At 63.9% G+C, this 20,283-nt stretch carries 17 protein-coding genes and 2 pseudogenes; 11 read left to right on the top strand and 8 right to left on the bottom strand.

Annotated features, from left to right (window positions below):
* Positions 1 to 36: 36 nt before the first annotated feature.
* The 4 genes from YIM_RS36930 to YIM_RS36915 all read right to left on the bottom strand — a co-directional run bounded on the left by YIM_RS36930 (position 37) and on the right by YIM_RS36915 (position 2,598).
* Complete coding sequence (locus tag YIM_RS36930) at positions 37 to 885, bottom strand: ABC transporter permease (protein WP_153034787.1); 849 nt, start codon at positions 883 to 885, stop codon at positions 37 to 39.
* Positions 882 to 1,811 carry an ABC transporter ATP-binding protein gene (locus tag YIM_RS36925; RefSeq protein WP_153037482.1) on the bottom strand — a complete coding sequence of 310 codons (930 nt, stop codon included), beginning with the start codon at positions 1,809 to 1,811 and terminating at the stop codon, positions 882 to 884. The genes YIM_RS36930 and YIM_RS36925 overlap by 4 nt, the downstream gene beginning before the upstream one ends.
* Positions 1,812 to 1,889: 78 nt before the next feature.
* Positions 1,890 to 2,372, bottom strand: a complete 483-nt coding sequence (locus YIM_RS36920) for a Clp protease N-terminal domain-containing protein (RefSeq protein WP_228004264.1) — start codon at positions 2,370 to 2,372, stop codon at positions 1,890 to 1,892.
* Complete coding sequence (locus tag YIM_RS36915) at positions 2,356 to 2,598, bottom strand: hypothetical protein (RefSeq protein ID WP_153034786.1); 243 nt, start codon at positions 2,596 to 2,598, stop codon at positions 2,356 to 2,358. Before YIM_RS36915 ends, YIM_RS36920 begins: the two co-directional genes overlap by 17 nt.
* Positions 2,599 to 2,686: 88 nt before the next feature.
* On the opposite strand from YIM_RS36915, the gene YIM_RS36910 reads away from it, so the two are divergent.
* The 4 genes from YIM_RS36910 to YIM_RS36895 all read left to right on the top strand — a co-directional run bounded on the left by YIM_RS36910 (position 2,687) and on the right by YIM_RS36895 (position 9,526).
* A complete protein-coding gene (locus tag YIM_RS36910; protein ID WP_153034785.1) occupies positions 2,687 to 3,004 on the top strand; it encodes a hypothetical protein in 318 nt (105 codons plus the stop codon).
* 1,015 nt (positions 3,005 to 4,019) lie between these two features.
* Positions 4,020 to 5,504, top strand: coding sequence for a group II intron reverse transcriptase/maturase (gene ltrA / locus YIM_RS36905; RefSeq protein ID WP_153034784.1), 1,485 nt, complete (start codon positions 4,020 to 4,022; stop codon positions 5,502 to 5,504).
* A gap of 525 nt (positions 5,505 to 6,029) precedes the next feature.
* Positions 6,030 to 7,754: an ATP-dependent endonuclease gene (locus YIM_RS36900; RefSeq protein ID WP_153034783.1), complete on the top strand. Its 1,725-nt coding sequence runs from the start codon at positions 6,030 to 6,032 to the stop codon at positions 7,752 to 7,754.
* On the top strand, positions 7,751 to 9,526 hold the full coding sequence (locus YIM_RS36895; RefSeq protein WP_153034782.1) for an ATP-dependent helicase: 1,776 nt from the start codon (positions 7,751 to 7,753) through the stop codon (positions 9,524 to 9,526). The genes YIM_RS36900 and YIM_RS36895 overlap by 4 nt, the downstream gene beginning before the upstream one ends.
* A 351-nt stretch (positions 9,527 to 9,877) precedes the next feature.
* Here the strand turns inward: YIM_RS36895 and YIM_RS36890 are convergent, their stop codons facing one another.
* On the bottom strand, positions 9,878 to 10,162 hold the full coding sequence (locus YIM_RS36890; protein ID WP_153034781.1) for a hypothetical protein: 285 nt from the start codon (positions 10,160 to 10,162) through the stop codon (positions 9,878 to 9,880).
* A 147-nt stretch (positions 10,163 to 10,309) separates the two neighbouring features.
* Between YIM_RS36890 and YIM_RS36885 the strand changes: the two genes are divergently transcribed.
* Complete coding sequence (locus tag YIM_RS36885; RefSeq protein WP_153034780.1) at positions 10,310 to 11,452, top strand: hypothetical protein; 1,143 nt, start codon at positions 10,310 to 10,312, stop codon at positions 11,450 to 11,452.
* 1,384 nt (positions 11,453 to 12,836) lie between these two features.
* Positions 12,837 to 13,313, top strand: a complete 477-nt coding sequence (locus YIM_RS36880; protein WP_153034779.1) for a hypothetical protein — start codon at positions 12,837 to 12,839, stop codon at positions 13,311 to 13,313.
* Here the strand turns inward: YIM_RS36880 and YIM_RS36875 are convergent.
* Positions 13,292 to 13,720: a tetratricopeptide repeat protein gene (locus YIM_RS36875; RefSeq protein WP_153034778.1), complete on the bottom strand. Its 429-nt coding sequence runs from the start codon at positions 13,718 to 13,720 to the stop codon at positions 13,292 to 13,294. The two genes, YIM_RS36880 and YIM_RS36875, sit on opposite strands and share 22 nt — an antisense overlap.
* A 123-nt stretch (positions 13,721 to 13,843) precedes the next feature.
* Positions 13,844 to 14,216: pseudogene (locus YIM_RS36870) on the bottom strand (transposase); the annotation flags it as partial.
* A 188-nt stretch (positions 14,217 to 14,404) separates the two neighbouring features.
* On the opposite strand from YIM_RS36870, the gene YIM_RS36865 reads away from it, so the two are divergent.
* Positions 14,405 to 14,950, top strand: a complete 546-nt coding sequence (locus YIM_RS36865) for an ATP-binding protein (protein ID WP_228004263.1) — start codon at positions 14,405 to 14,407, stop codon at positions 14,948 to 14,950.
* Positions 14,911 to 15,261 (top strand): annotated as a pseudogene (locus YIM_RS36860) (transposase); the annotation flags it as partial. The gene YIM_RS36865 and the pseudogene YIM_RS36860, both read left to right, overlap by 40 nt.
* On the opposite strand, the gene YIM_RS36855 reads toward YIM_RS36860, so the two are convergent.
* A complete protein-coding gene (locus YIM_RS36855) occupies positions 15,258 to 16,439 on the bottom strand; it encodes a Vps62-related protein (RefSeq protein ID WP_194239872.1) in 1,182 nt (393 codons plus the stop codon). The pseudogene YIM_RS36860 and the gene YIM_RS36855 overlap by 4 nt on opposite strands.
* 947 nt (positions 16,440 to 17,386) lie before the next feature.
* Between YIM_RS36855 and YIM_RS36850 the strand changes: the two genes are divergently transcribed.
* From YIM_RS36850 to YIM_RS36840, 3 genes are read left to right on the top strand one after another with little or no spacing between them, the layout of a single operon-like run.
* A complete protein-coding gene (locus YIM_RS36850) occupies positions 17,387 to 18,103 on the top strand; it encodes a hypothetical protein (RefSeq protein ID WP_153034776.1) in 717 nt (238 codons plus the stop codon).
* Between the two features lie 54 nt (positions 18,104 to 18,157).
* Complete coding sequence (locus YIM_RS36845) at positions 18,158 to 18,754, top strand: hypothetical protein (RefSeq protein ID WP_153034775.1); 597 nt, start codon at positions 18,158 to 18,160, stop codon at positions 18,752 to 18,754.
* The gene (locus YIM_RS36840; RefSeq protein WP_194239871.1) at positions 18,751 to 20,238 is read left to right on the top strand and encodes an SGNH/GDSL hydrolase family protein; all 1,488 of its coding nucleotides are present in this window, start codon (positions 18,751 to 18,753) and stop codon (positions 20,236 to 20,238) included. Before YIM_RS36845 ends, YIM_RS36840 begins: the two co-directional genes overlap by 4 nt.
* The last annotated feature ends 45 nt before the right edge of the window (positions 20,239 to 20,283 follow it).

Genomic DNA, 20,283 nt, shown 5'->3' with positions numbered 1-20,283 from the left:
CTGATTCTGCGCCGTTATCTCATTTGCGCAAAGCGGTTACCCGACTCGCTGCAGGGCTTTGTCGCGGCGTTCGGCGACGGTGGAGCCGGATTCGCGGCGTGCCATTCGACGCAGCACGATCGGTGCCACGATCAGGCCGAGCACGGCCCACGCTCCCAGCGCGCCGATGGTTTCCAGGTGCCGCCAGGATTCGCCGATCTCGACGACGGCGGCGCTGTCCGGCAGCAGGGCTGAGCGCATGCCGAGGCCGAGCCAGTAGATCGGGAACACCTGCGGGAGCCAGTGCAGCCACTCCGGCAGCACGGTGATCGGGTAGAAGACTCCGGAGATCGCGATCATGCCGAGTATCGGCAGCGTGAGCAGACCTTGGCTGCGTGCGCTGGTGAACATCGCGCCCAGCGCGGCACCGATCGGCAGGGTGGCCACCAGTCCCAGTGCCAGCACCCAGCCCAGGGTCAGCCAGGAGCCCACGCTGCCGACGGCGAGGCCGGGAATGATGAGCAGGGCGGGAATCAGGAAGATCGCGAGGTCGAGCACCAGACCGCCGGACACCGAAATGATTTTGCCGACCAGGTAGGTGAGCATTCCGTTCGGTGTCGCCTTCGCCCGTAGCAGGGTGCCGTCTTCGCGGTCGGCGGTGAGCAGTTGGCTCATCATGACCATGGCCATCGCCGCGTTCATCCCGAGGATGCCGGGTAGTACGAGGGTGCCGAGCTGGAATCCGCTGTCACCGAAGGACACGTCGCGCAGGAAGAACAGGGTGACCAGCATCAGCGTCGGCCAGAAGAAATGGTTGAGCACGTCACCGGTATTGGTGACCGACTGCCGCAGTTCGATCAGGCCGCGGGACCAGCCGGCGCGCAGCGCTGTCGTGGTCGGATTCATCGGGCCACCTCTTCCGCGGTGGGCGCCGGACTGTGCTGCCGTCCGGCTTCGGCTTGCCGTACCAGAGCGAGATAGGTGTCTTCCAGTGAGGAGCGGCGGATTTGGAGTTCGGCGATCGCCGGGCCGTGCTGTTTGAACAGTTCGAAGGCGAATTTGGTGGACTCGGCGGTGAAATGCTCGAAATGCCGCCCGTCGCGGATCCAGCGCACCTGGTCCTCGCCCGCCATTCGCCGGGCGAGTTCCTCGGCGATGCCGTCCGCGACGATCCGCCCGTGGTTGAGAATCATGATGCGGCCGGCGAGTTTCTCGGCCTCATCCAGGTCGTGCGTGGTGAGCACGATCGTGGTCTCGCCCTGCTCGGCGAGCCGCTGGACTAGATCGTGGAACTCGCGCCTGGCCTGCGGGTCGAACCCGACGGTGGGCTCGTCGAGGAACAGCAGTTCGGGTCGGCCGACGATGCCGACCGCCACATCCAACCGGCGCCGCTGCCCGCCGGAGAGCATCCTGATCTTCTTGTCCGCGTGTGCGGTCAGGCCGACCGCCGCGACAAGCTCGTCGACGTCCCATGGCCGCCTGATCAGTTCGGTGGAGTAGCAGGCGTAACAGGATCCCAGATGCGCGAGCAATTCACGCACCCGCCATTTGCCGTGGTCCCGCCAGGACTGCAGCACCACACCCACCCGCGCCCGCCAGCGTTCATCACCGTGCGCGGGATCGGCGCCGAGAACCGAGACCCGGCCCGCCGACCGCATCCGGAAACCTTCCAGGATCTCGATCGTAGTGGTCTTTCCCGCCCCGTTCGGCCCCAGCAGTGCCACCACTTCACCTTGGCGCACCTGGAAATTCACGTCGTGCAGGACATCGGTGGTGCCGTAGCGCATGCGCAGGCCATCGACGTCGAGCACGACCTTTTCGTTGGTCGTCATCATTTCGCTTTCGTGTGTGGTGACACTTCGAACGAAGCACACCGGTTCCCTGCCGGGTAACGGAGAAACGCGATGGCGCTACTCGCCCTCGCTGGTGAGTGCGCGCAGCACGCGCTCCCTCAGCGCGACCTGGTCGATACCTGCCATCGCGAGCGCCCGGGGTACGGTGCCCACCTCGGCCCGTAGCACCCCGAGCAGCAGGTGCGCCGGCCGCAGATCTTTCTTGTGAGCCACCGACGCGACGCTTCGTTCCAGCGCGAGCTTGGCCGACGCGCCCATCTTCGGCTGCCCCGAGTCAGCCGTTGGCCGTGGGAAGTCAAAGGCGGCACGCGACACACCGACCGTGCTCAGGCTGTAATCGAACTCCCGGTCCAGCGCGTCGCGAATCGCTCGATAGTCGACCCCGGCCGAGGTAAGGATTTCGTGCGTGCCGGCTTCCCGATCGACGGCGATCGCCAGCAAGAGATGCTGTGCCTCGATCGTCGACGCCCCGTCGTCGCGGGCCTCGTGCTCGGCCCGCGCGATGATCGCGTGAAGGTAGGTGTCAAACGCGGTCATCATTGCGTCTCCTCAGCTTCACCCCGGCAGCGATGAGTCGCTTGGCATGTTTCTTGTGCACCGCTTGGCGGGTCAGCCCGAGCGCCTCCGCGACCTGCGGCCAGCTCCAGCCGGCACGCATGGCCTGCTCGACCGCCGCGTCCTCCAGCCGATCGGCCAACCTCCGCAACGCCACCACGGCCGCCAGTCCGTCCCCGGGCTCCTGGGGCACGGGAACCTCATCAGTCATGCAAGCAACTCTAGTTGACTAATCCGACTTTAGTCAACCAGAGTTGCTAACTTCCCCCTGTCGCGTCGACTCGATCGCCCGGCTGCTGATGGGCATGCTCTTCCTCGCGGTGATGCCCCTGCTGCGGCGGTCGCTGCTGCTGCTCGACCTCGGCCCGCAGGCCGTGCGGTTCGCCGTGATCGACCTGGTCGTGTTCTCCGGCTTCCCGTTCCGCAAGCGTCTGACCGCTGGGAGGCAGAAGATGCGTGCCCGGCTCAATTCCGGTCTTCGGCGCGCCGGTCAGCGGGGTCAGGCTCCCAAGCCGCTGCCGATCGTGCCGCCCCGCCCCGGTGACCACTGTGGACAGAGAGGAAGCGGAGGAAATGGCCCCAGAAAACACAAAACTCCAGGTCATGGCTGTGCCTGACCTGGAGTGAGAGGGTGCGCCATCAGGGACTGAACCCCGAACCCGCTGGTTAAGAGTCCGAACCCCGCTGTGTCGGATGGTGTCGAGTGATGTCGGACAAGACCTTTTCGGCCACCCGGCGACGTCGCTGGTTGCCCGTTGGTGTCGACAAGTGCCGACCGGTGCCGTCCTGTCCGAGCGCTCTCGGGCTCCCCTCGGGCTCGCAACTGCCAAGTTCTGCCGAAGCATCACAGCATGTCGGAGCGGTCGTCGGACCAGGACGCGGCTTTGGACTCGCTCTCGGCGACCCCGGTGGAGGTGCCTGATGGCCGTCGCCGATTTCGCTCGGCCCGAGCCGCTTCGTGACCCGGGCCCCATCCTCCGAGCGGTCACGGTGATCATGGGCACGGTGGTCGGGCTGACGTTCCTCTTCGGCTTCGGGTGCGCCACGAGGCGCTGTTGTTTGCGGATGGAGGTGGGAGACCGTCCATCGCTTCGTCGTCGTAGCGGCGGGGTGAAGCTGGAGGCAGCCTGATCCAGGGGTCGCTGGGGGGGTGGGAGCAGCCTCGACAAAGTCGCGTCGGCCGGGTACTGCCGGACGGGCCGGGCGCGGTGAGCGAGACGGGAAGGTGTACGCGAGGAACCGGTTTCGTTACGCCTCTTCACGAATAGCCAGCTCTAACCCGGTGGATTTGGGCTGGTGGGCGGTGCGCACCCATTCCGGCAACGGGGTGGGAAACTTCAGGTCGGGTCTCCGAAGTCTGGGCCTGGAGGCCACGGTGAAGGTCTACGGCGTAGCCGTGGCGATGCCGCAGGGGTATAGCCGGGCGCCTCACCCGTCGACCGGACAACAGTGAACGTGGGAACCACCCCGGTCGCGTTCCCCGTCGCGCTGCGCAACCAGCGCAGTGGGCGGGGATAGACGCGACGCCTGTCGAAGGGCCGGGGTGGGGCGGAGTCGCCGTAGTACTCCGAGCCGGGGAAAGCCCGTGCGCATGGGGAAGGGCGACAGTGCGTCAGATAGAGAGGGAATGCAATGTCCGAAGACGCGCCGGTGAATACCGGCGCCGTGGTCTGGCCGGATGCGGAATCCGCGGCGATCACGGTACGGAGGATGCAGACCAAACTACATCGCTGGGCGACCGAGCAACCGGGTCGCCGGTTTGGTGATCTGTTCAACCTCGTTGCTGATCCGGCGTTCCTGGTGTGCGCGTGGGAACGCGTCACGACCAACCAGGGCGCGCGGACCCCGGGCATCGACAAGGTCAGCGCTGGCTTGGTCGAGACCTGGGTGGGGGCCGAGGCTTTCCTGGGCCAGATCCGGGACGCGCTCAAGTCGAGCGGGTTCCGTCCGGTCGCGGTACGGCGGGTGATGATCCCCAAGGGGAGCATGGGGAAGTTCCGGAAGCTCGGGATTCCCACCATCACCGACCGGGTGGTGCAGGCGAGCCTGAAGCTGGTGCTCGAACCCATCTTCGAAGCAGACTTCAAACCCTGCTCGTATGGGTTTCGCCCGAACCGGCGGGCGCAGGACGCGGTGGCCGAGTTTCATTACTACGCCTCGAAGCCCCGGAGCTATCACTGGGTGCTGGAGGCGGACATCGAAGCCTGTTTCGATGAGATATCGCATCGGGCGTTGATGGACCGTCTGCGGGCGAGAATCGCGGACAAGCGGATGTGTGCGCTGGTGAAGGCGTTCCTGAAAGCCGGTGTTCTGACCGAACTCGGGAAGAAGGAAGAGACCCTGACCGGAACACCACAGGGCGGGATCTTGTCGCCGCTGCTGGCCAACATCGCCTTGTCCGCGCTGGACGATCATTTCGACCAGCGGTGGCGGGCGATGGGCAGTAGATATCAGCGGGCCAAACGCAAAGCATCTGGGCACGGTGTGTGCCGGCTCATCCGCTATGCGGATGATTTCGTCCTGATGGTCTGGGGCGAGCGGCATCATGCCGAGGCGTTGCAGGCGGAGGTGTCGGCCGTGCTGGCCCCGTTGGGGTTGCGGCTGTCGCCGGACAAGACCCGGGTGGTCCACATCGACGAGGGCTTCGATTTCCTCGGGTTCACCCTGCGCCGTCAGTGGAACCGGGGGACTCGTAAGTATTGCGTCTACACCAGGCCGTCCAAGAAGGCGATTCAGTCGGTCAAGGACAAGGTGAAGGCGCGAACATACAGATCAACCCGATACCAGGACCTGGATGTGGTGCTGAGAAGCATCAACCGGGTCTTGGTGGGGTGGGCGAACTATTTCCGGCACGCGGTGGCCAAGGCGGTGTTCAGCGCGATCGACAACCATGCGTGGGGTCGGTTGATGCGCTGGATACGTGCCAAATATGGCGGCCAGCATCGGATCGGCATGCCCGAACTCCGGCGTCGCTTCTGCGACAAGGGATGGCGGTTCGCCTGCAACGGGGTCGTGTTCACCGGCGCAGCCAGCGTCGCCGTGACCCGCTACCGCTACCGCGGCAGCACCATCCCGACCCCGTGGACACCCAGAACAGCAGCCGCCACCAGCGGCTGACCAGCGGGTAAGACGCATGGAGCGCCCGGTGCGGTGAAAGCCGCACGCCGGGTGCGGGAGGGGGCCTGCGGGAAACGACCGGTGGCAACACCGACACCGCGCCCGCAGGCCTACCTCACCAAGGGGAGGGAGAACAGGTCGACCAACTTCCGATCGCGGTCGCGCGCGAAGCCGTGCGCGGTGGAACACCCAAGGTGAACACCTGTGACTGCTGCGCGCACACCGCCCTGATCAACTGGTCGACGATGCCGGCTGCTCGGTGGAACTCATGTACGTCGAAGTGGACAAAAGATTGACAATATGATCCCGATTTATTTGTCCAAACCCTACCTTGGTTTTCTCGGCCCCGCTTAATTCGTCCTTTACGCTGGGCGAACGGCATTGACACAGCTGGACGTGACGTCGAGATCCGCGAAATGGTTTAGGCCAATCTTGACTGGTGGTTCGTGTCCGCTTGACGAGGCGGTCACTCGATCGAGTACCTTTTGCGCACAACCCATCGAGCTGCTGGAGCGTCTCAAGGTCATGCGCATCGCCCGTTTTGTGGTCAAGAACTTTCGGAATTTGGCTGATATCGAGTTGGAGCTTTGCCCGGGCACGGTGATCGTTGGGGAGAACAGGTCAGGCAAGAGCAACTTGGTGCACGCGTTGCGTCTGATCCTTGACGGCCGCCTGTCCTACGCGGACCGTCAGCTGGGTGCCGAGGACTTTTGGGACGGGTTGTCCACCGGTGAGCCGGACTGGGATCCGATGTCCGAAGGAGATGTGATTGAGGCGTCGATCGAGGTGACCGACTTCCTCAACGACAAGGGAATTCTTGCCGCTCTTGGCCACGCCAACGCGCTCGTTACGGAGCATCTCGCCCGGCTCACTTACCGGTTTGCGCCCGTTGAGACTGGGAACCAGAGCGGACGGCCGCGCTACAGGGGCGCGGTGTACGGCGGTACAAACATCGAGCAGCCGGTCAGGATCGACACCCTGGCCAACCTGCACCTGGTCTTCCTCCACGCACTGCGCGACGTCGAGGCTGACATTCGCAACTGGCGGCGTTCACCGCTGCGGGATCTGCTCGTGGCTGCTGCTGCCGCCGCGGCCGACGGCAATGGACTACAGGAAGTGAAGGCGGCGATGAAGCTGGCGAACGACAAGATCAACGATCTAGACGTGATCAGGGATCTTGGCAGTAGCATCGCTAGTCGTCTCGTCGAGATGGTCGGGAACGCTCAAGCTGTCGACACGAAGCTCGCGGCAGCACCTGATGAGTCGGCGAAGCTGATCCGCGCGATGAGGCTTTTCGTCGACGGCGACGCCAATCGGCCGTTGAGTAGTGCCAGCCTGGGCACGCTCAACATGCTCTATCTCGCTCTGCAGGAGCTTGGCTTGGACGCCCGAATGGCTGACGACCCGGACATCGCGCACGTGGTGATGGCCATCGAAGAGCCTGAAGCCCATTTGCACCCACACTTGCAGCGGCTGGCGTTCCGGCGATTGCTGACAGATCGCGACGGCACGTACACCACTGTGGTGACGACCCAATCTCCGTACATCGCCAGTGTCACCGATCCGCGATGCCTGGTAGTGCTGCGCAGCGTGGGCGGCAAGACAGTGGCTGCACAGGCCCGCGATGCCGACCTGACCACGGAGGAGTGGGATGACATCGCGCGCTACCTCGACGCGACGCGCGCAGAACTTGTCTTCGCGCGAAAGGTGCTGCTCGTCGAAGGCTTCGCTGAGCAGGTGCTGATGCCGAAGCTCGCGAGCGCACTGGGCATCGACCTGGACAAGGAAGGGGTCACGGTGTGCGCGGTCCACGGCACCCACTTCTCCTCGTACGTGCGCTTTTGCGCAGCTCTTGGACTGCCGTGGGCACTGATCACCGATGGGGACCCAGATGACGAGGGGGCCTCGGCCGGTGTCAAACGAGCCACCACGCTCCTTGCTGCCCTGAGCTTGTCGGGCACACCCGGCGAACACGGCATCTTCGTCGGCGACACCACTTTCGAATACGACCTCATCGCCACGAAGGCGGAGAACCTGGAACCGTCGCTTGCCGCGATGGAGGAGCTGTGCACGGAGCAGTCGGTGAACACGATCAAGTCATGGGGTGACGAAGACCCTGGTCACGACGAGTTCATGAAGATGGTGAAGAACGCGGGTGGCAAGGGCCGATACGCTCAGCGTCTCTCGCTCCATAACGCTGTTCCAGCGCGTCACGTTGAGGAAGCACTCCGTTACCTGGTGTCTCGTTGAGCAAGCTTTCGGCGTCGATCGACGACCTCAAGACCAATGACCGTCAGTGGGACGCGTTCACGACCGAAGACCACTGTGTCGTGCTGGCCCCGCCCGGCAGCGGCAAGACGAAGCTGCTAACGACACGGATGGCCTCCGACCTCGCCCACAAGATCAGGAAACCGCAGGGCGCCGCATGCATCACCCTGACCAACGCGGCTGCCGACGAACTGCGGCGGAGGATCGACGAACTCGGCGTCGAGGACCGGCCCAACCTGGTCATTGGCACCGTGCACAGCTTTTTGCTGCGCAAGGTCGTGGAGCCGTTCGCAGCCGTGGTCGACCGCCCGGAGCTCGCCTCGATCACGATCGCAAGCAAGGATGAGCGCAACGAACTGCTACGGGAGGCGATCGCGGAAGCCTTCCCGAACGGTGACACGTGGCTGGTGACATCCACGATCGACAAACTTCGTCAACGCCTGGCCTCTGACGAGGACTGGGCGAAGAGCGGCGACGGCGTGACCAGGGCGGCGCGGTTGTACGAAGCGAAACTCCTCGAGCGAAGGCTGCACGACTTCAGTGGCCTGGTCGCCACTGCGGTGGACCTGGTGGAGAACCACCACGTAGTGCGGCAGACGCTGACCGCCCAGTTCCCGCACCTCTACGTCGACGAATACCAGGACCTCGCGCCTGGGCTGGACCGAGTGGTGAAGGCGCTATGCTTTGACCACTACACGAATGCGGAACTGTTCGCGGTCGGGGATCCGGACCAGGCGCTGTTCGCGTTCACCGGTACGCGGCCCGAATTGCTCGACGACCTTGCCGCGCGGCACGACGTCAAGACGGTTGAACTCACTCGAAACTACCGCTGTGGCGCGGAGATCATCAAAGTCGCGAATCGGATGAGGGGTGATCGTCCGCCGATCGTCGGTGACCGTCCAGGCGGTGTAGTGTCGGCCGTCTACTGCCCTGGCGGTCTGCCTGACCAGTACGCGCGAGTTGTCGCCGCGGTGCGAGAGGCCTGTGCGTCCGGAGTAGTTCTGCACGAGATCGCGGTTCTATGTCCGACCCGGCAGATCTGCGTGGACGTGAGGACGGCACTGCGCGAGGCCGAGATCCCGGCATTCTTCCGCGATACGAACGAGTACGGCGTCAGCCAGGTGACGCTGTTCGTTGAGGCTGCAGCAGCTTGGGCTGCAGCAGGGCGGGAAGAGAGCGGCCATCGGCTCGGAGATCTGCTGAACCGATGGCGGTACCTGCTGGGGCCGTTGTGGACAAACCAACACGATCGCGACCTGGTCGCGATGCTGATCATGTGGGCCGACCGACGAGATGAACAGGCGACCACATTCCTGGACGAACTCGAGGGTGTTGGCCTCGGTCAGGCGTTGAGCCAGGTCGCAATGGCAGTGGACGCACTCGAAGCGAAGCGGATGGCAGTGGCGATGCGACTGCTGACTCTGGGCCGGCTGGCAATGCGTGCCCTGCCGCGCGATCGAGTGGAGGTGACCACCACGACGTCGAGCAAAGGGCTCGAGTTCGATGTCGTGCTCATCGTCGGCGCGGACGAGAGCCTGATGCCGAGCTACCGGTCGAAGACGCCGGAAGACCTTGCTGAGGATCGTCGTCGATTCTACGTCTCGATCACCCGTGCACGCAAAGAACTCCGGATTTTCTACTCGGGCTTTGTCGTAACCAAGTTCAACCGCAGGATACGCGCCGGAGTTAGCCGGTACGTCAAGGAAGTCGGCCTCGCCGATCCAGCTGGTGCTCCGTCTACTCGGAACGTTTGACTGCGGTACCGCAGATAGTTGGTGCTCACCGAGTCGAGTAGTTGGCCGAGCTGACCCTGTTCCTCGAACCGCAGCTCGCCTTTCGGTGGTTTCTCGAGCGTGGTTGTCACCTGATAGGAAGTCGCTACTGCGATCAATGGCGGCCTTCAGAGCTCTGCGTGGCAGATGAGAGTGGTGGGTCGGGGGCAGAATGGTGACCAGCACATTGGTCGTGATCTCAGGGGTTGGGTGATCACCACTCCGTACGGTCGCCCTGGGCCTTCGAACCCGAAGCCGCGGCGGTTCGGGAGGTGTTGATGAAGCAGACCCCGCGAGGAGTCTTGCCGGAGATGTAACGGGCCGCGGAGCTCTCTACAGCAGCCCGACCTCGTGCAAGCGCGTTACGGCCGTGGCCGTTCCGGTGAGCACGGTGGTGCCGAGTGCGATGCGCAGCACCCGGAGAGCGTCGCGTCGGCGCAGTGGATCGGCCTGGAACAGTGCAACCCCGGTTGCGGCGGCGATGGCGGTCAGCAGTACGCCGCCGGTGGTGATCGTCAAAACCGTCATCATCGTGATGTCCTCGGTCTTCAGCTCGGGCGCCAAGCGCCTTGCGCGGCATGGAGAACCCACTTTGAACTGGAAAAACGACGTTGTCACGCCGAGATCAAATACGGATTGACCGCCCCATAGAGCGCTACACCGGTACGAAATTCGTTGGAGCGGTCTATCCGTTGCAGACCATCAGTGCGAATTAGTTTGTGATCATGGAGGGTTGTGGCCGATGATCGTGGTGGGAGGTGGCGGATGGAACCTGTCTCCAGGGCGATTCCGGACCGAGTCGGCAAGCGGATCACACGACTGGAGAGTCTGCTGGACGTGCCGGCGCGCGACAGCGCGAGTGCCTTCGACGCTGGCGTCGACGCCCGGCGAGACTTGCTGGCTGCGCGCCCAAACGACGACCCGTTGCGCATGGTCAAAGTGCGTTCGGGCCTGTTCTGCCGGAACGCCGACGAGGTCGGCCCCACGCGGATTCAGAAGGTCAGCACCTCCAAAGGCGCCGCGTTGAAGGTGCTGCTGCTGGTGTTGTTCGAGTTGCAAGCCCGTCCGTCGAGCCGATCAGATGCACCGGTGGCGGCCAGGACCATGTTGCCGTTAGAGACGAAGCCCTCTGCGTCCGGCGGCGCTGAAGTGCCGAGCTGGGTCACCTTCTCGGCGTTGCCGACTGCTGACTCGACGCGCCGGGCGGCCTTCGCGGGTAGCAGACGACGCAACCGGCTTCGTCAGCTGTGTTCCGCGCTTGAGCGCCTGCACCAGCTCGGGCGCATCGAGCTGCGGAAGCCGCCGGGTCAGCACGGCCGGTATGAGTCGTTCCGAATCCTGGACGAGGGGCGGGTCAACGACGGCGCCACCGGGCGGGCCAAATACACCGTCCCGGTGTTCGAGACCGGCCGCGCTCGCCGGAAAATCACGACCATCCCGTCGGGATTTTTCCTCAACGGTTGGATCGACGCCCTCAGCGACAACGAGATCATCACCTATCTAGTCCTGCGCTTCTGCGCGCAGGCATACCCCAACGAGCACGCAACCAAGGGAGTTTTCCTTAGCAGTGGCTTCCGCGACGAAATGTTCAACCTCGACCGTGGATTTGAGGCCCATCGCATGCTGGCTCGATACGGCTTGATCAAGACCATCCGAGACCCTCGCCGCTCGCCGCTCGGCACCATCCATCAACAGGGAACTGACGGCAAAGGAGAGCTGCATCGATTCCAGCTCGCCGACGACGCATTGAGCCAGAACGCTCCGGCTCGCGTCATCACATGCCTGCAGCGCTATGCCAACCACGAGAGCCTCGATGACTCCCTGAGCCAGGACCGGGCCGACGCCAAGCGAGCATCGCCGTTGGCCGGCGCGGCAGGTGGCGCGACGGGCTCCTTCTTCGGAGACTGATCCGCGGGACGTCGGTATGGCAGGCGAGCTGACCACAAGCCACGCCCTCGTCGCGTGGCGTCTTTGGTCAGCAGCCGCTTTCCTGCCACTCACCTCGGTACCGTGCCTCTTACCTGGCACAACCACCCCTGTCGATGACTCCGCCTCACGTCCGGATGTTTGCCCGCTCCGCTGTCCTGCGTTTCGCGCTGCCCAGGGGCACGTCTTGCGCCAACACCACCTGTCGCGAGCTGTGACACCCGACCCAGACCGGCGGTTCGGCGAGGTCGCGATCTCCGCGCCGCCCACGGACGATCCTTCGCCACCCTCGGCATGGAATGGCTGGTGATCACGCCGATCGGCACGACCGTGCTCAAGGGCTTGCGCTTGTCGCTGGGACGGCCGCCGCCCGCGAGCTACCCTGCGGACGGGATGGTCGCGGCGCTGCACAAGATGATCATCTGATGTCGTCTCCCTGCCGACAGTGCTAACAGGGCGCTGGCCGCAAGGGTTGGCGCTACACCTCCGCCGAGGTAACACGCTGGCGGCCAGCCAGTGACCTGGCGTGACGGCCCAACTCGCACATGCTTCACACCAATTTCCCTGGAGCGAACCTGGAGCACGGGTGCGTGTCCAACGGCGCGCAATGGAATCGAAGCGTATCCAACGGTAGCGAACGAACCAGGGTATTCTCTGTTTGTGCTGGTAGAGGGTTTACGTGATCCTTACTGGCAGTGAGGGGGTCAGGGGTTCGAGTCCCCTTAGCTCCACAGTTCCCAAGATCGCCTGACCTGTCCATTTATGCAGGTCAGGCGATTTTTTCGCTGTGGTGAAGTTCTGGTTTCGGCGCAGCGTCCTTCAGTTACTGTTCAGTAGGTGGAGCAGCCCTGGGCTGGCGGTCGAAATGGGGTCATAGAGGTTGCTCCAGGCGGGCTGCCTATCTAGGTGATTTCCTGCGGCCTGGAACACTTTGGTCCGATTCGGATGGGCCGGTGGCTGTGCGGGAGGCGAGGCGGATGGTTCTCAGAACCACGACCTGCGGGATCTCATCTAAGCGCCTAACGTGGTGGCGCTCGCCGAACCCTGCGGATTAAAAGACCGCGGGTCAGCCCGTGATGGTCTTGAAACAAGTCGCAGTTGCCTGGCTTCTACCTGCGGATTTGCCGACTTAAAGATCATGTTTGCAGTTGCTGGTGGCCAGTGTGGGCTCCGATATGTCTCCGTTCTTCCTGCTGTGCTGAAACTGGCTCGCGATACCCCGGCTGGCATGCCGTCGCCTGCGGGGTGAGCTACCGGTGAACACTGTCTCTTGCTGGGGCCTACGGGTTACCGCAAGGAAACCGCAAGGCGGACTGTTCATCCTGGCTTGGCGCGGCGATCGCCGCATCGAAAAGGGGAGTAGGCCATGTTCAGGAGAATCTTCGCGACGCTCGGAGTGGCGAGCGCAGCTTTGCTGGGTGCGGTGGTGCCCGCTTCGGCGCAACCGGATGCGGCTCCGCACTGCCAGTACGGCAGCAGCTACGGCACCATCGTGAAAACCGCGCCCGTGTCGGCGACGACCGGTGGCGCCAGGGTCGGCACCGTCGAACTGTGCCGCGACAGCGCGTACAACTACTGGGGTTTCGTGATCTACGACAACGAGATGACGGCCAGCCAGTACGCGCAGGTCATCCTGCAGATCTACCGGGACGGATCCTGGACCTCGGAGGTCACGTGCGACAGCCCGAATGGCAACGACCACGTGGAGCCGGGCCAGACACGGTGCTGGACCCCGAAGGTCGGCGGGGTCAGCGGCCGGTACACCTTCCGTGCCTGGTCGGAGAAGTACAGCAGTCACACCGGCGCGTTGCTGGCCTGGGGTCACACCGTCATCGCCCGCTGACGAAGGTGCCGGCGGATCGCCGCGGCGTCGGTGTCCAGACCTCGCTCAGCGTAGATCGCGGCGGCTTCCCGCCAGCAGGCCAGTGGTTCGTGGATTCGGCCGAGGTGGTGCAGGGAAACGGCCAGGACCGCAAGGGGAGGTGCCAGGTCGTCCTGGTTGCCGAGTGAGGCACGGCCGAGGGCGATCGCCTGCCAGCAGTGGGCGATTGCCCGGTCGTGCTCGCCCAGGCCCTGCCAGCAGTGGGCGAGTGCGGTCAGCGCGTACGCTTCGCCGTCGGAATCGCCGATCCAGTGACGCAGGCGCGCGCTGCTTTCGCCGTGCTCGATGGCCTTGCCGTGGTCGCCCGAATCGGCGTAGACCTTGGCGAACATGCCATCGACGATCGCTTCCCAGCGGCCGGTGTCCACGCCCGGCTGAGCACGAGCGCGGTGTCGAGGAAGCACAGTGCGTCGGCGCGCCGTCCTTGGCCGGGCGACAGGTGGCCGAGGTCTTTCGGGGCCGCAATGCGGAGGGGTGTCCCTATGGGTTTGTCAAGCGGCTGCTGGTACGCGGTGTCGGTAGTGGTTCGGTTGCGGAGCATGGCGTAGAGGACGTCGCAGCGTCGGCGAGCGAGGCAGGTGAGGGCGGCGTTGTGTTTCTTGCCTTCGGCTCTTTGCGGTAGTAGTAGGTGTGGCTGGCTGGGTCGTGCAGGGCAGCGAAGGCGGCGAGGAAGACGCGCGTTTGAGTTTTGCGGTTGCCGGTGCGGGCGGGGTGTTCGCCTTTGATGCCGGTGCCCGAGGCGCGGGTGACCGGTGCGAGGTGGGCGAAGCTGGCGAAGTTCGAGGCGTTACCGATATCGAGCAGGATGCGGGCGGCGGCCCCGACCCCGATGCTAGGCATGGAGACCCCCGATCTCGCCGCCGGTCGTAGTGGTCTTTTGCTGGGCCTGGGCGGGGCATTGCGGCGAAGACCCAGAGGAAGCCGACGGCGTGAGGCGATCGTTTTGACAAGGCGGCGGGTGATGGCGATCCTCCTGCCGGAGGCCCTGGTCACTAGTGCTGAGCCGGCGTATGCCTTGAGCGCCCGGGCGTCGGCGAAACGACTACGACTCGGTGCCGGGCAAGGTGTCCATCCCGGACCTGATCCGCCGTCGCGACACCGATGGACTCACCCGCGGCGAACAGGCTCTGCTCAGCCTCCTCACCATGGTCGGCACGCGCCCGGAAGAGTTCCAGAACGCTAGCGAGCATGAGCGCCTCATCCGCGAGCTGGAGAACTCCAGCCCGGTTATCTCCGACGAGGTGTTCGAGTACTGGTCGCAGAACACCGAGCTGGCCGTCAGGCTTGAGTCCCTGCAGGCGGAGACCGGCGCGACCCCACCAAGGAACGAGCCGCCGATCCTGCAGATCCGGGGCAACAACAGCCGGCATCGGGCGTCGGTCCCGTTCGACGACCGCTCCCGCGGGTTCGTCTGGTTCTTCTCGTTCCTGGCCTACTTCAACGAGCTCGAAGCTGACGCCGACCAGGACCTCATCCTCCTGCTGGACGAGCCGGGCCTGTCCCTGCACGGCCGCGCGCAGGAAGATCTCCTCCGGCTCATCGACGAGCGACTGGCCCCGACAACGAAGTGCCCGCCGACCTGGCCGCGCACCTGGTGATGGACAACGTCTCGACCCATAAGCCCCCGGCGATCAAACGCTGGCTGGCCGCTCATCCGCGCTTCACCGCGCACTTCACCCCGACCTCGAGTTCCTGGCTCAACCTCGTCGAACGCTGGTTCTCCGAGCTCACGACCAGGAAACTCCAACGAGGAAGCCACACCAGCGTCCGCTCCTTCAACCGCGACATCCGCGCCTGGATCGAAACCTGGAACGACGAACCACGACCCTACGTCTGGACCAAGACCGCCGCCCAGATCCTCGACTCCATCGCACGCTACTGCACACGAACTAACAACTCAGGACACTAGGACCGCACGAGCACCGTGTGCGCGCTGCCGCTGTCCCCGACGTAATCGTAGACCAACTGGTCGCCGGACAGCGTGAGCGTGACCGTGCCCTTGTCCGGGCAGTTTTCGTACACGTCGTCGTCCTCGGTCTCCGCGAACACGAGCTTGTCAGCGCTCGCCTCGACGAGATCCAGGTCATTAGAGCACGCCAGAGCGCCGATCCCGGGTGTGGCGTTGAAGTCCTCGCTGTACGAGCTGAGACCCTCGAAACCGTCCGCACCGGGCACGTCCTCACCCCACAGTTGCAACCGCACGTAGTAGGGCCACGGCGGCCCTGGCCTGCTCATCGGCTCCGGCGCATACCACTGGTCGAGGAACGCATCGGGGATCGTGGGGCCGGCCGGCTCGTCCTGCGGCACGGACTGGTCGGGCTCGGTGCAGTGGTGCTCGGTCCAGGCATCAGTAGGTTCGCGGTTGGGATGAGGTCCGGCCGGGCCTGTGCGGTGGTTGGCCCAAGGCCCGGGAGTTCCAACCGAGCCCCATGCGCCCCAATAGCCATACCAAGGTTCGTCGGCGATCGGCCGCACCCGCTGCCAGGTCTCCCAGGGTGTGCCGGCCGAGGTACGGTCCACGCCGTGGCGGTGGACACCGTCGTCGGCGTATGAGGCGTGGGTGCCCTTCGCGGAATACACCATTGGGTGGTCATTGACCCACTCCAGCTGGTCGTCGCGCAGATAGCAGCTTTTGCCGTGCCCCCACAACGTCACGCCGACCCGGGCACCCTCGCCGTCGGTGCGTACGGCAATCCGTTCCCAGTCGCCCTCGTGGTCGAACATGTTGACCGCAGCCGGCCCGGCCGGGATGGAGGGCGCGTCGTTGTACGGGTAGAAGAACCAGTAGATGTAGGCGCCCTTGTAGTACTGCCAGTACGTCGGCGCCGCGGTTCCGGTGCCACCACGCACACCCTCGTCGGCCTTGAGGTAAAAGCCCTCCGCACCCAGTTCGGCTGGACCGCGCGGCCGGGTGTTCTCGTCACTGCGATAGGTCCGGCCGCCGTGCTCGCACCCGGGCGGCCCGCCCTTGCCCTGATGGGTGTACCCACCGGTGGCAAGCAGGCGCGAGTCCATCGGATCGGCGATCGAATCGTCGCCGCAGCCCTCGTCGTGCGCCCAACGCAGTTCCGCCTGCTCGATGAACAACTGGGCCTCCCCAGGCCCGTACTCGTCCTCGTCGGCCAGCCATACCTTCGGCGCGAACCGCTCGGCCTCCCGAGCTCGCTCCGCATTGTCCCTCGATCCGGACGGTGGCGCCGTCTGCGGCGCCGGCAACGGTCCCTTCGGATCGTCACAGGCGCACAAAACCATGACCCCGGCCGCTATCAGGCCAACCACTCCTACAGCGCGCACTCTCATCCCCCTCCAGAGACGTAGCAGGGCCCACAGTGCCACGTCGACCCGACGACTGCTGAGTTTGGCCCTGAGTTCAGCTGGACTGTCCGCCCGGCTCCACCGCTAGATGCGGAGGCTCCGCCACCTCACCCGCCGGAGGAGGCAGCGACTCAAATCGTTCCAACGCCGGACGATCAGTTCGTGAATCTGGTCAACGGGTGCTCGCGTCATAAGGCTGCACTGCCCGCGTGGATCTGTCATGTCCACCTGGCCAGTATGATCACCGCCCCCGTTCAGCCACCATCTCGCGCACCTGGGCAATACGTCAGCGGAAGAACACCTCAAGATCCGAATGGTGCGCAGCGGCGGGACGACAACGGTCTTCAAACGCGCCGCGAGCAATGCCTCGGGTGTCTTCGCCACTGACGTCGACCCTGACCGCCTCCGGCGGGCAGCCGATCCGCAGTCCTCTTCGAGGCCACTGACGCGGACACCACCAGTCGCATCGATGCCGCCGACGAAATCTCGAAATCATCCGAAGGTAAGTGGACCCTGACCGGCATAGGCCGCAACCTACATTGCACCAGCGCGGCACACGCATCGTGACTTCGGCGACCACGATCAACCATGAGCAGGCATCTGGGCAGGATCTGGGTGCCTTCTGGGCGCACCACACGGCAAGGTGGGTCCGGACCCGCAGAAGGATCCTCGGCTGAAACAGCTGTGAGCCGATTGGCCGTCCTGGGTCGGCAGACGATATGAGTAACATTTTCAAACATTTAAGGGGAACCATGAGGCCGGGGATATTGGCTCTCTGCACGGCGGCCGCCGCGCTGCTCACGGCGTGTTCCGGCACTGGCGGCACGACAGGAAACGGCAGTCCCGCACCGGATCACATGCCGGATTCGACGAGCGTCGCGGCCGCCAGACCACCTTCCTTCGAGGACTTCCCGGGTGAGGGCATCGTGTACACCGACACAGGGATGAGGCTCGGTGTGAAAGTCAAAGCGATTGACTCCACCTGGGCCCCGGAGGTGATGGATAAGCCTGCGAGCCCAGGCAGGCACTACTTGGCGGTCTGGATCGCGGCCACTCCGGAACTGCCGGACCGCGGGACAAACGATGTCAGCATAGAGCAGAAGCTCTACGTCCGCTACAAGCCGGCTGACGGCACCTGCGGCAGTGGCACCTCGGACACCCCGGATTCGTCGGGCTACTGCTTTGCCTCGGGCTGGCCCGGGAGCGGACTCGTGGTCTTGGAGGACGATAACTGGCGCGAGCACCGATGGGAACAGCAAACCTACACCAGTTCCGACATCGGGCGCGGTGAGACACGCATCGGCCAGATCGGCTTCGAAATCGACGAGACAGTCCAGGCGACCGATTTTGGCCTCTGCGCACCGACTAGGGAAGAATTCTACTCCCCCTCGTTTTTCCCGTGCACTGCGTTCAAGGCTCCAGACGGCCCCGCTTAGCGATGCGTCAAGTGTGCGGCGGCAATGCTCCCGTGTCAGCACCAGTCGGTCTCGATGAGCGAACCAAGCTCTGCTCCGTTCGACGCCGCTTATGCGATGGGTGACATCACGAAGGAGAAAGTGTTGACGGGTCGGAGATTGAGTCGCCGAGCCAGGGTGTTGACCATTGCTGGAATCGTGTTGATCGTATTTGCGACCGTGGTCGTACTCATCCTATTAAACAGAAACGAGAAAGACTCTGTGCAGTCACAGCATCGGTCGCAGCAGTCTGGCAGTAGCTACGCCCCGCAGGATCCAGACTCTGAGTCCGCCCGCTTGACGCTCAATTACCTCAGCAGTAGTGAGGGGGCCCAGATTTTGCATATGCACCGCACGGCGGCTGGCCTGTTCAGGCTGCCGTCAGCCGATGAATGCCGCCGGGTGGTAGCAGACCTCGACCAGAACGCACCACCCGGACCCCTGGCGATGATCATAGGCCGGGTGCCGGACGCAGAACTGCGGGATGCGCTACTTGCTGAACGGCTTTCGGTGAGCGACACGCTGACGGCATGTATCGAAGGTCAGGCACCCTCCGGTGGTCAGGTACATCCGCTGGCCGATATTGTCGCCTTTGTGCAGCAGCGCCTCTCGGCTTTGGAGGCGGCAAAATGATCCGCAGGGTTTTCGCCGTTGGCATACTGCTGGCCGTCGGCCTGACGATTCCGGGTCCTTTCATCGCGGACGCCCAGCGGGAACTGAGCTGGCTTGCCCTTGGTGACTCTTACTCATCCGGTGAGGGCATCAAAGAGACAACGGCGACTCCAAGCCCAATACTAGGGGGACGGGGGTGCCGGCGGGCAGACGGCGAGGCCTCGCAGGCCACTGCGTGGGCGGTCGAAGCTCAGCGGCTATCAAGCGACACAGGCGTGAATTGGCGGAAGCCGGATTTCGTTGCCTGCACCGGTGCCATTACCGATGAGGCGCCATGGCAGGTCCGCGAGGCACGCTCGAAGGCGGGCAGTCAGGAGCGATGGGATCTGGTTACCTTCAGCTTCGGTGGCAACAATATCAACTTCAGCGAATTCATACTTGGATGTCTTGGCTTTCGATTAGCCTCTTATTACACAGTCGGCGGCGCTTGCCCCGAGAGCGCAGAGCAGTTGCGCAGCAGAGTCGACATGTTGACAGGTAAGGAAAAGATCAACGAAGATGAGTATGTTGGCCAGATCACGATGCCAATCCTATTGGACTACGTCGCCAGCTTGGTGAAACCTGGAGGTCACGTCGTTGTCGCAGGCTATCCCAATTTGATTGAAGACCCCGATCGATGGAGCTGGAAAGAGCAGACTCGTAACAAATTTTGGGGTCATTGCAATGGAATTCTAGAGTCCGATGTACGTAAGCTTAGGGAAGTTTCGAGTTATCTAAACGAGCAACTCGAGAAAACTGTTATCGAAGCTCGTAGTCGGCACACCGAAAACTACATCGGTTTTCATTTTCTCGATATCGAACGAAATCCTTACGAATCAAGCGATTCCTCGGATGATCGACACGGCGGGTGCACTCGAAACCCTTGGATCAACGGTTTGGCATTCGGCAACCCCGAGGGCGACTGGGCCTATAAGGCTCGCTCTTTCCATCCAAACCAGGAAGGGCACAAGGCAACCGGACGGGTCCTCGCGGACCTTCTGCGTAACAATATCCAGTTTGCCGACCTGGAACCGGGCGGGTCCACATCGCCATCCGACGGCTCCGGTACGCCTGCCGAGCCGGCCGGCCCCACGATCCCCGATGCGTTCCTCGACCGATGGCAGGCGCCGGAGCCGATGAGCAGGCCAGGGCTGCCGCGGCCCTACTATGTACAGTTGCAACTGTGGGGTGAGGACGTGCCCGGTGCGGACGGTTTCGAGGGTCTCAGCTCGTACAGCGAGGACTTCGGCGCTACGCCCGGGATCGGCGATCTGGTGTGCTCGAATGACCTGGACCTCGCGGAGGCGAGCACTGAAAAGCTCGTGTTCACGGAGATCGAGGATGTCGACCTATACGACAACTGCTCGGACAAGGGCACGGTCACGGTCACGCTGTCCGGCGACCAACTGGTCTACGACTATGTCGGAGATGGCGGCAGTGCGCACACGGTGCTCGTGCGGCTTTAGCCGACTGGTCTGCACCTTTCCACCCAACCGCAAGAACGTTTTCTG

Origin of the sequence: Amycolatopsis sp. YIM 10 (genome assembly GCF_009429145.1) — a bacterium.
GTDB lineage: Bacteria > Actinomycetota > Actinomycetes > Mycobacteriales > Pseudonocardiaceae > Amycolatopsis.
The sequence above is the reverse complement of the archived record's forward strand: the minus strand, read 5'-3'. Positions and strand labels throughout refer to the sequence as shown.

Excerpts from the sequence above, each read along its gene's own strand:
- YIM_RS36850 (WP_153034776.1), top strand. The coding sequence starts at position 17,387 with ATGAGTAACATTTTCAAACATTTAAGGGGAACCATGAGGCCGGGGATA.
- YIM_RS36920 (WP_228004264.1), bottom strand. The coding sequence starts at position 2,372 with ATGATGACCGCGTTTGACACCTACCTTCACGCGATCATCGCGCGGGCC.
- ltrA (WP_153034784.1), top strand. The coding sequence starts at position 4,020 with ATGTCCGAAGACGCGCCGGTGAATACCGGCGCCGTGGTCTGGCCGGAT.
- YIM_RS36930 (WP_153034787.1), bottom strand. The coding sequence starts at position 885 with ATGAATCCGACCACGACAGCGCTGCGCGCCGGCTGGTCCCGCGGCCTG.
- YIM_RS36925 (WP_153037482.1), bottom strand. The coding sequence starts at position 1,811 with ATGACGACCAACGAAAAGGTCGTGCTCGACGTCGATGGCCTGCGCATG.
- YIM_RS36880 (WP_153034779.1), top strand. The coding sequence starts at position 12,837 with ATGTTCAGGAGAATCTTCGCGACGCTCGGAGTGGCGAGCGCAGCTTTG.
- YIM_RS36845 (WP_153034775.1), top strand. The coding sequence starts at position 18,158 with ATGAGCGAACCAAGCTCTGCTCCGTTCGACGCCGCTTATGCGATGGGT.
- YIM_RS36915 (WP_153034786.1), bottom strand. The coding sequence starts at position 2,598 with ATGACTGATGAGGTTCCCGTGCCCCAGGAGCCCGGGGACGGACTGGCG.
- YIM_RS36900 (WP_153034783.1), top strand. The coding sequence starts at position 6,030 with ATGCGCATCGCCCGTTTTGTGGTCAAGAACTTTCGGAATTTGGCTGAT.
- YIM_RS36885 (WP_153034780.1), top strand. The coding sequence starts at position 10,310 with ATGGAACCTGTCTCCAGGGCGATTCCGGACCGAGTCGGCAAGCGGATC.
- YIM_RS36910 (WP_153034785.1), top strand. The coding sequence starts at position 2,687 with ATGGGCATGCTCTTCCTCGCGGTGATGCCCCTGCTGCGGCGGTCGCTG.
- YIM_RS36840 (WP_194239871.1), top strand. The coding sequence starts at position 18,751 with ATGATCCGCAGGGTTTTCGCCGTTGGCATACTGCTGGCCGTCGGCCTG.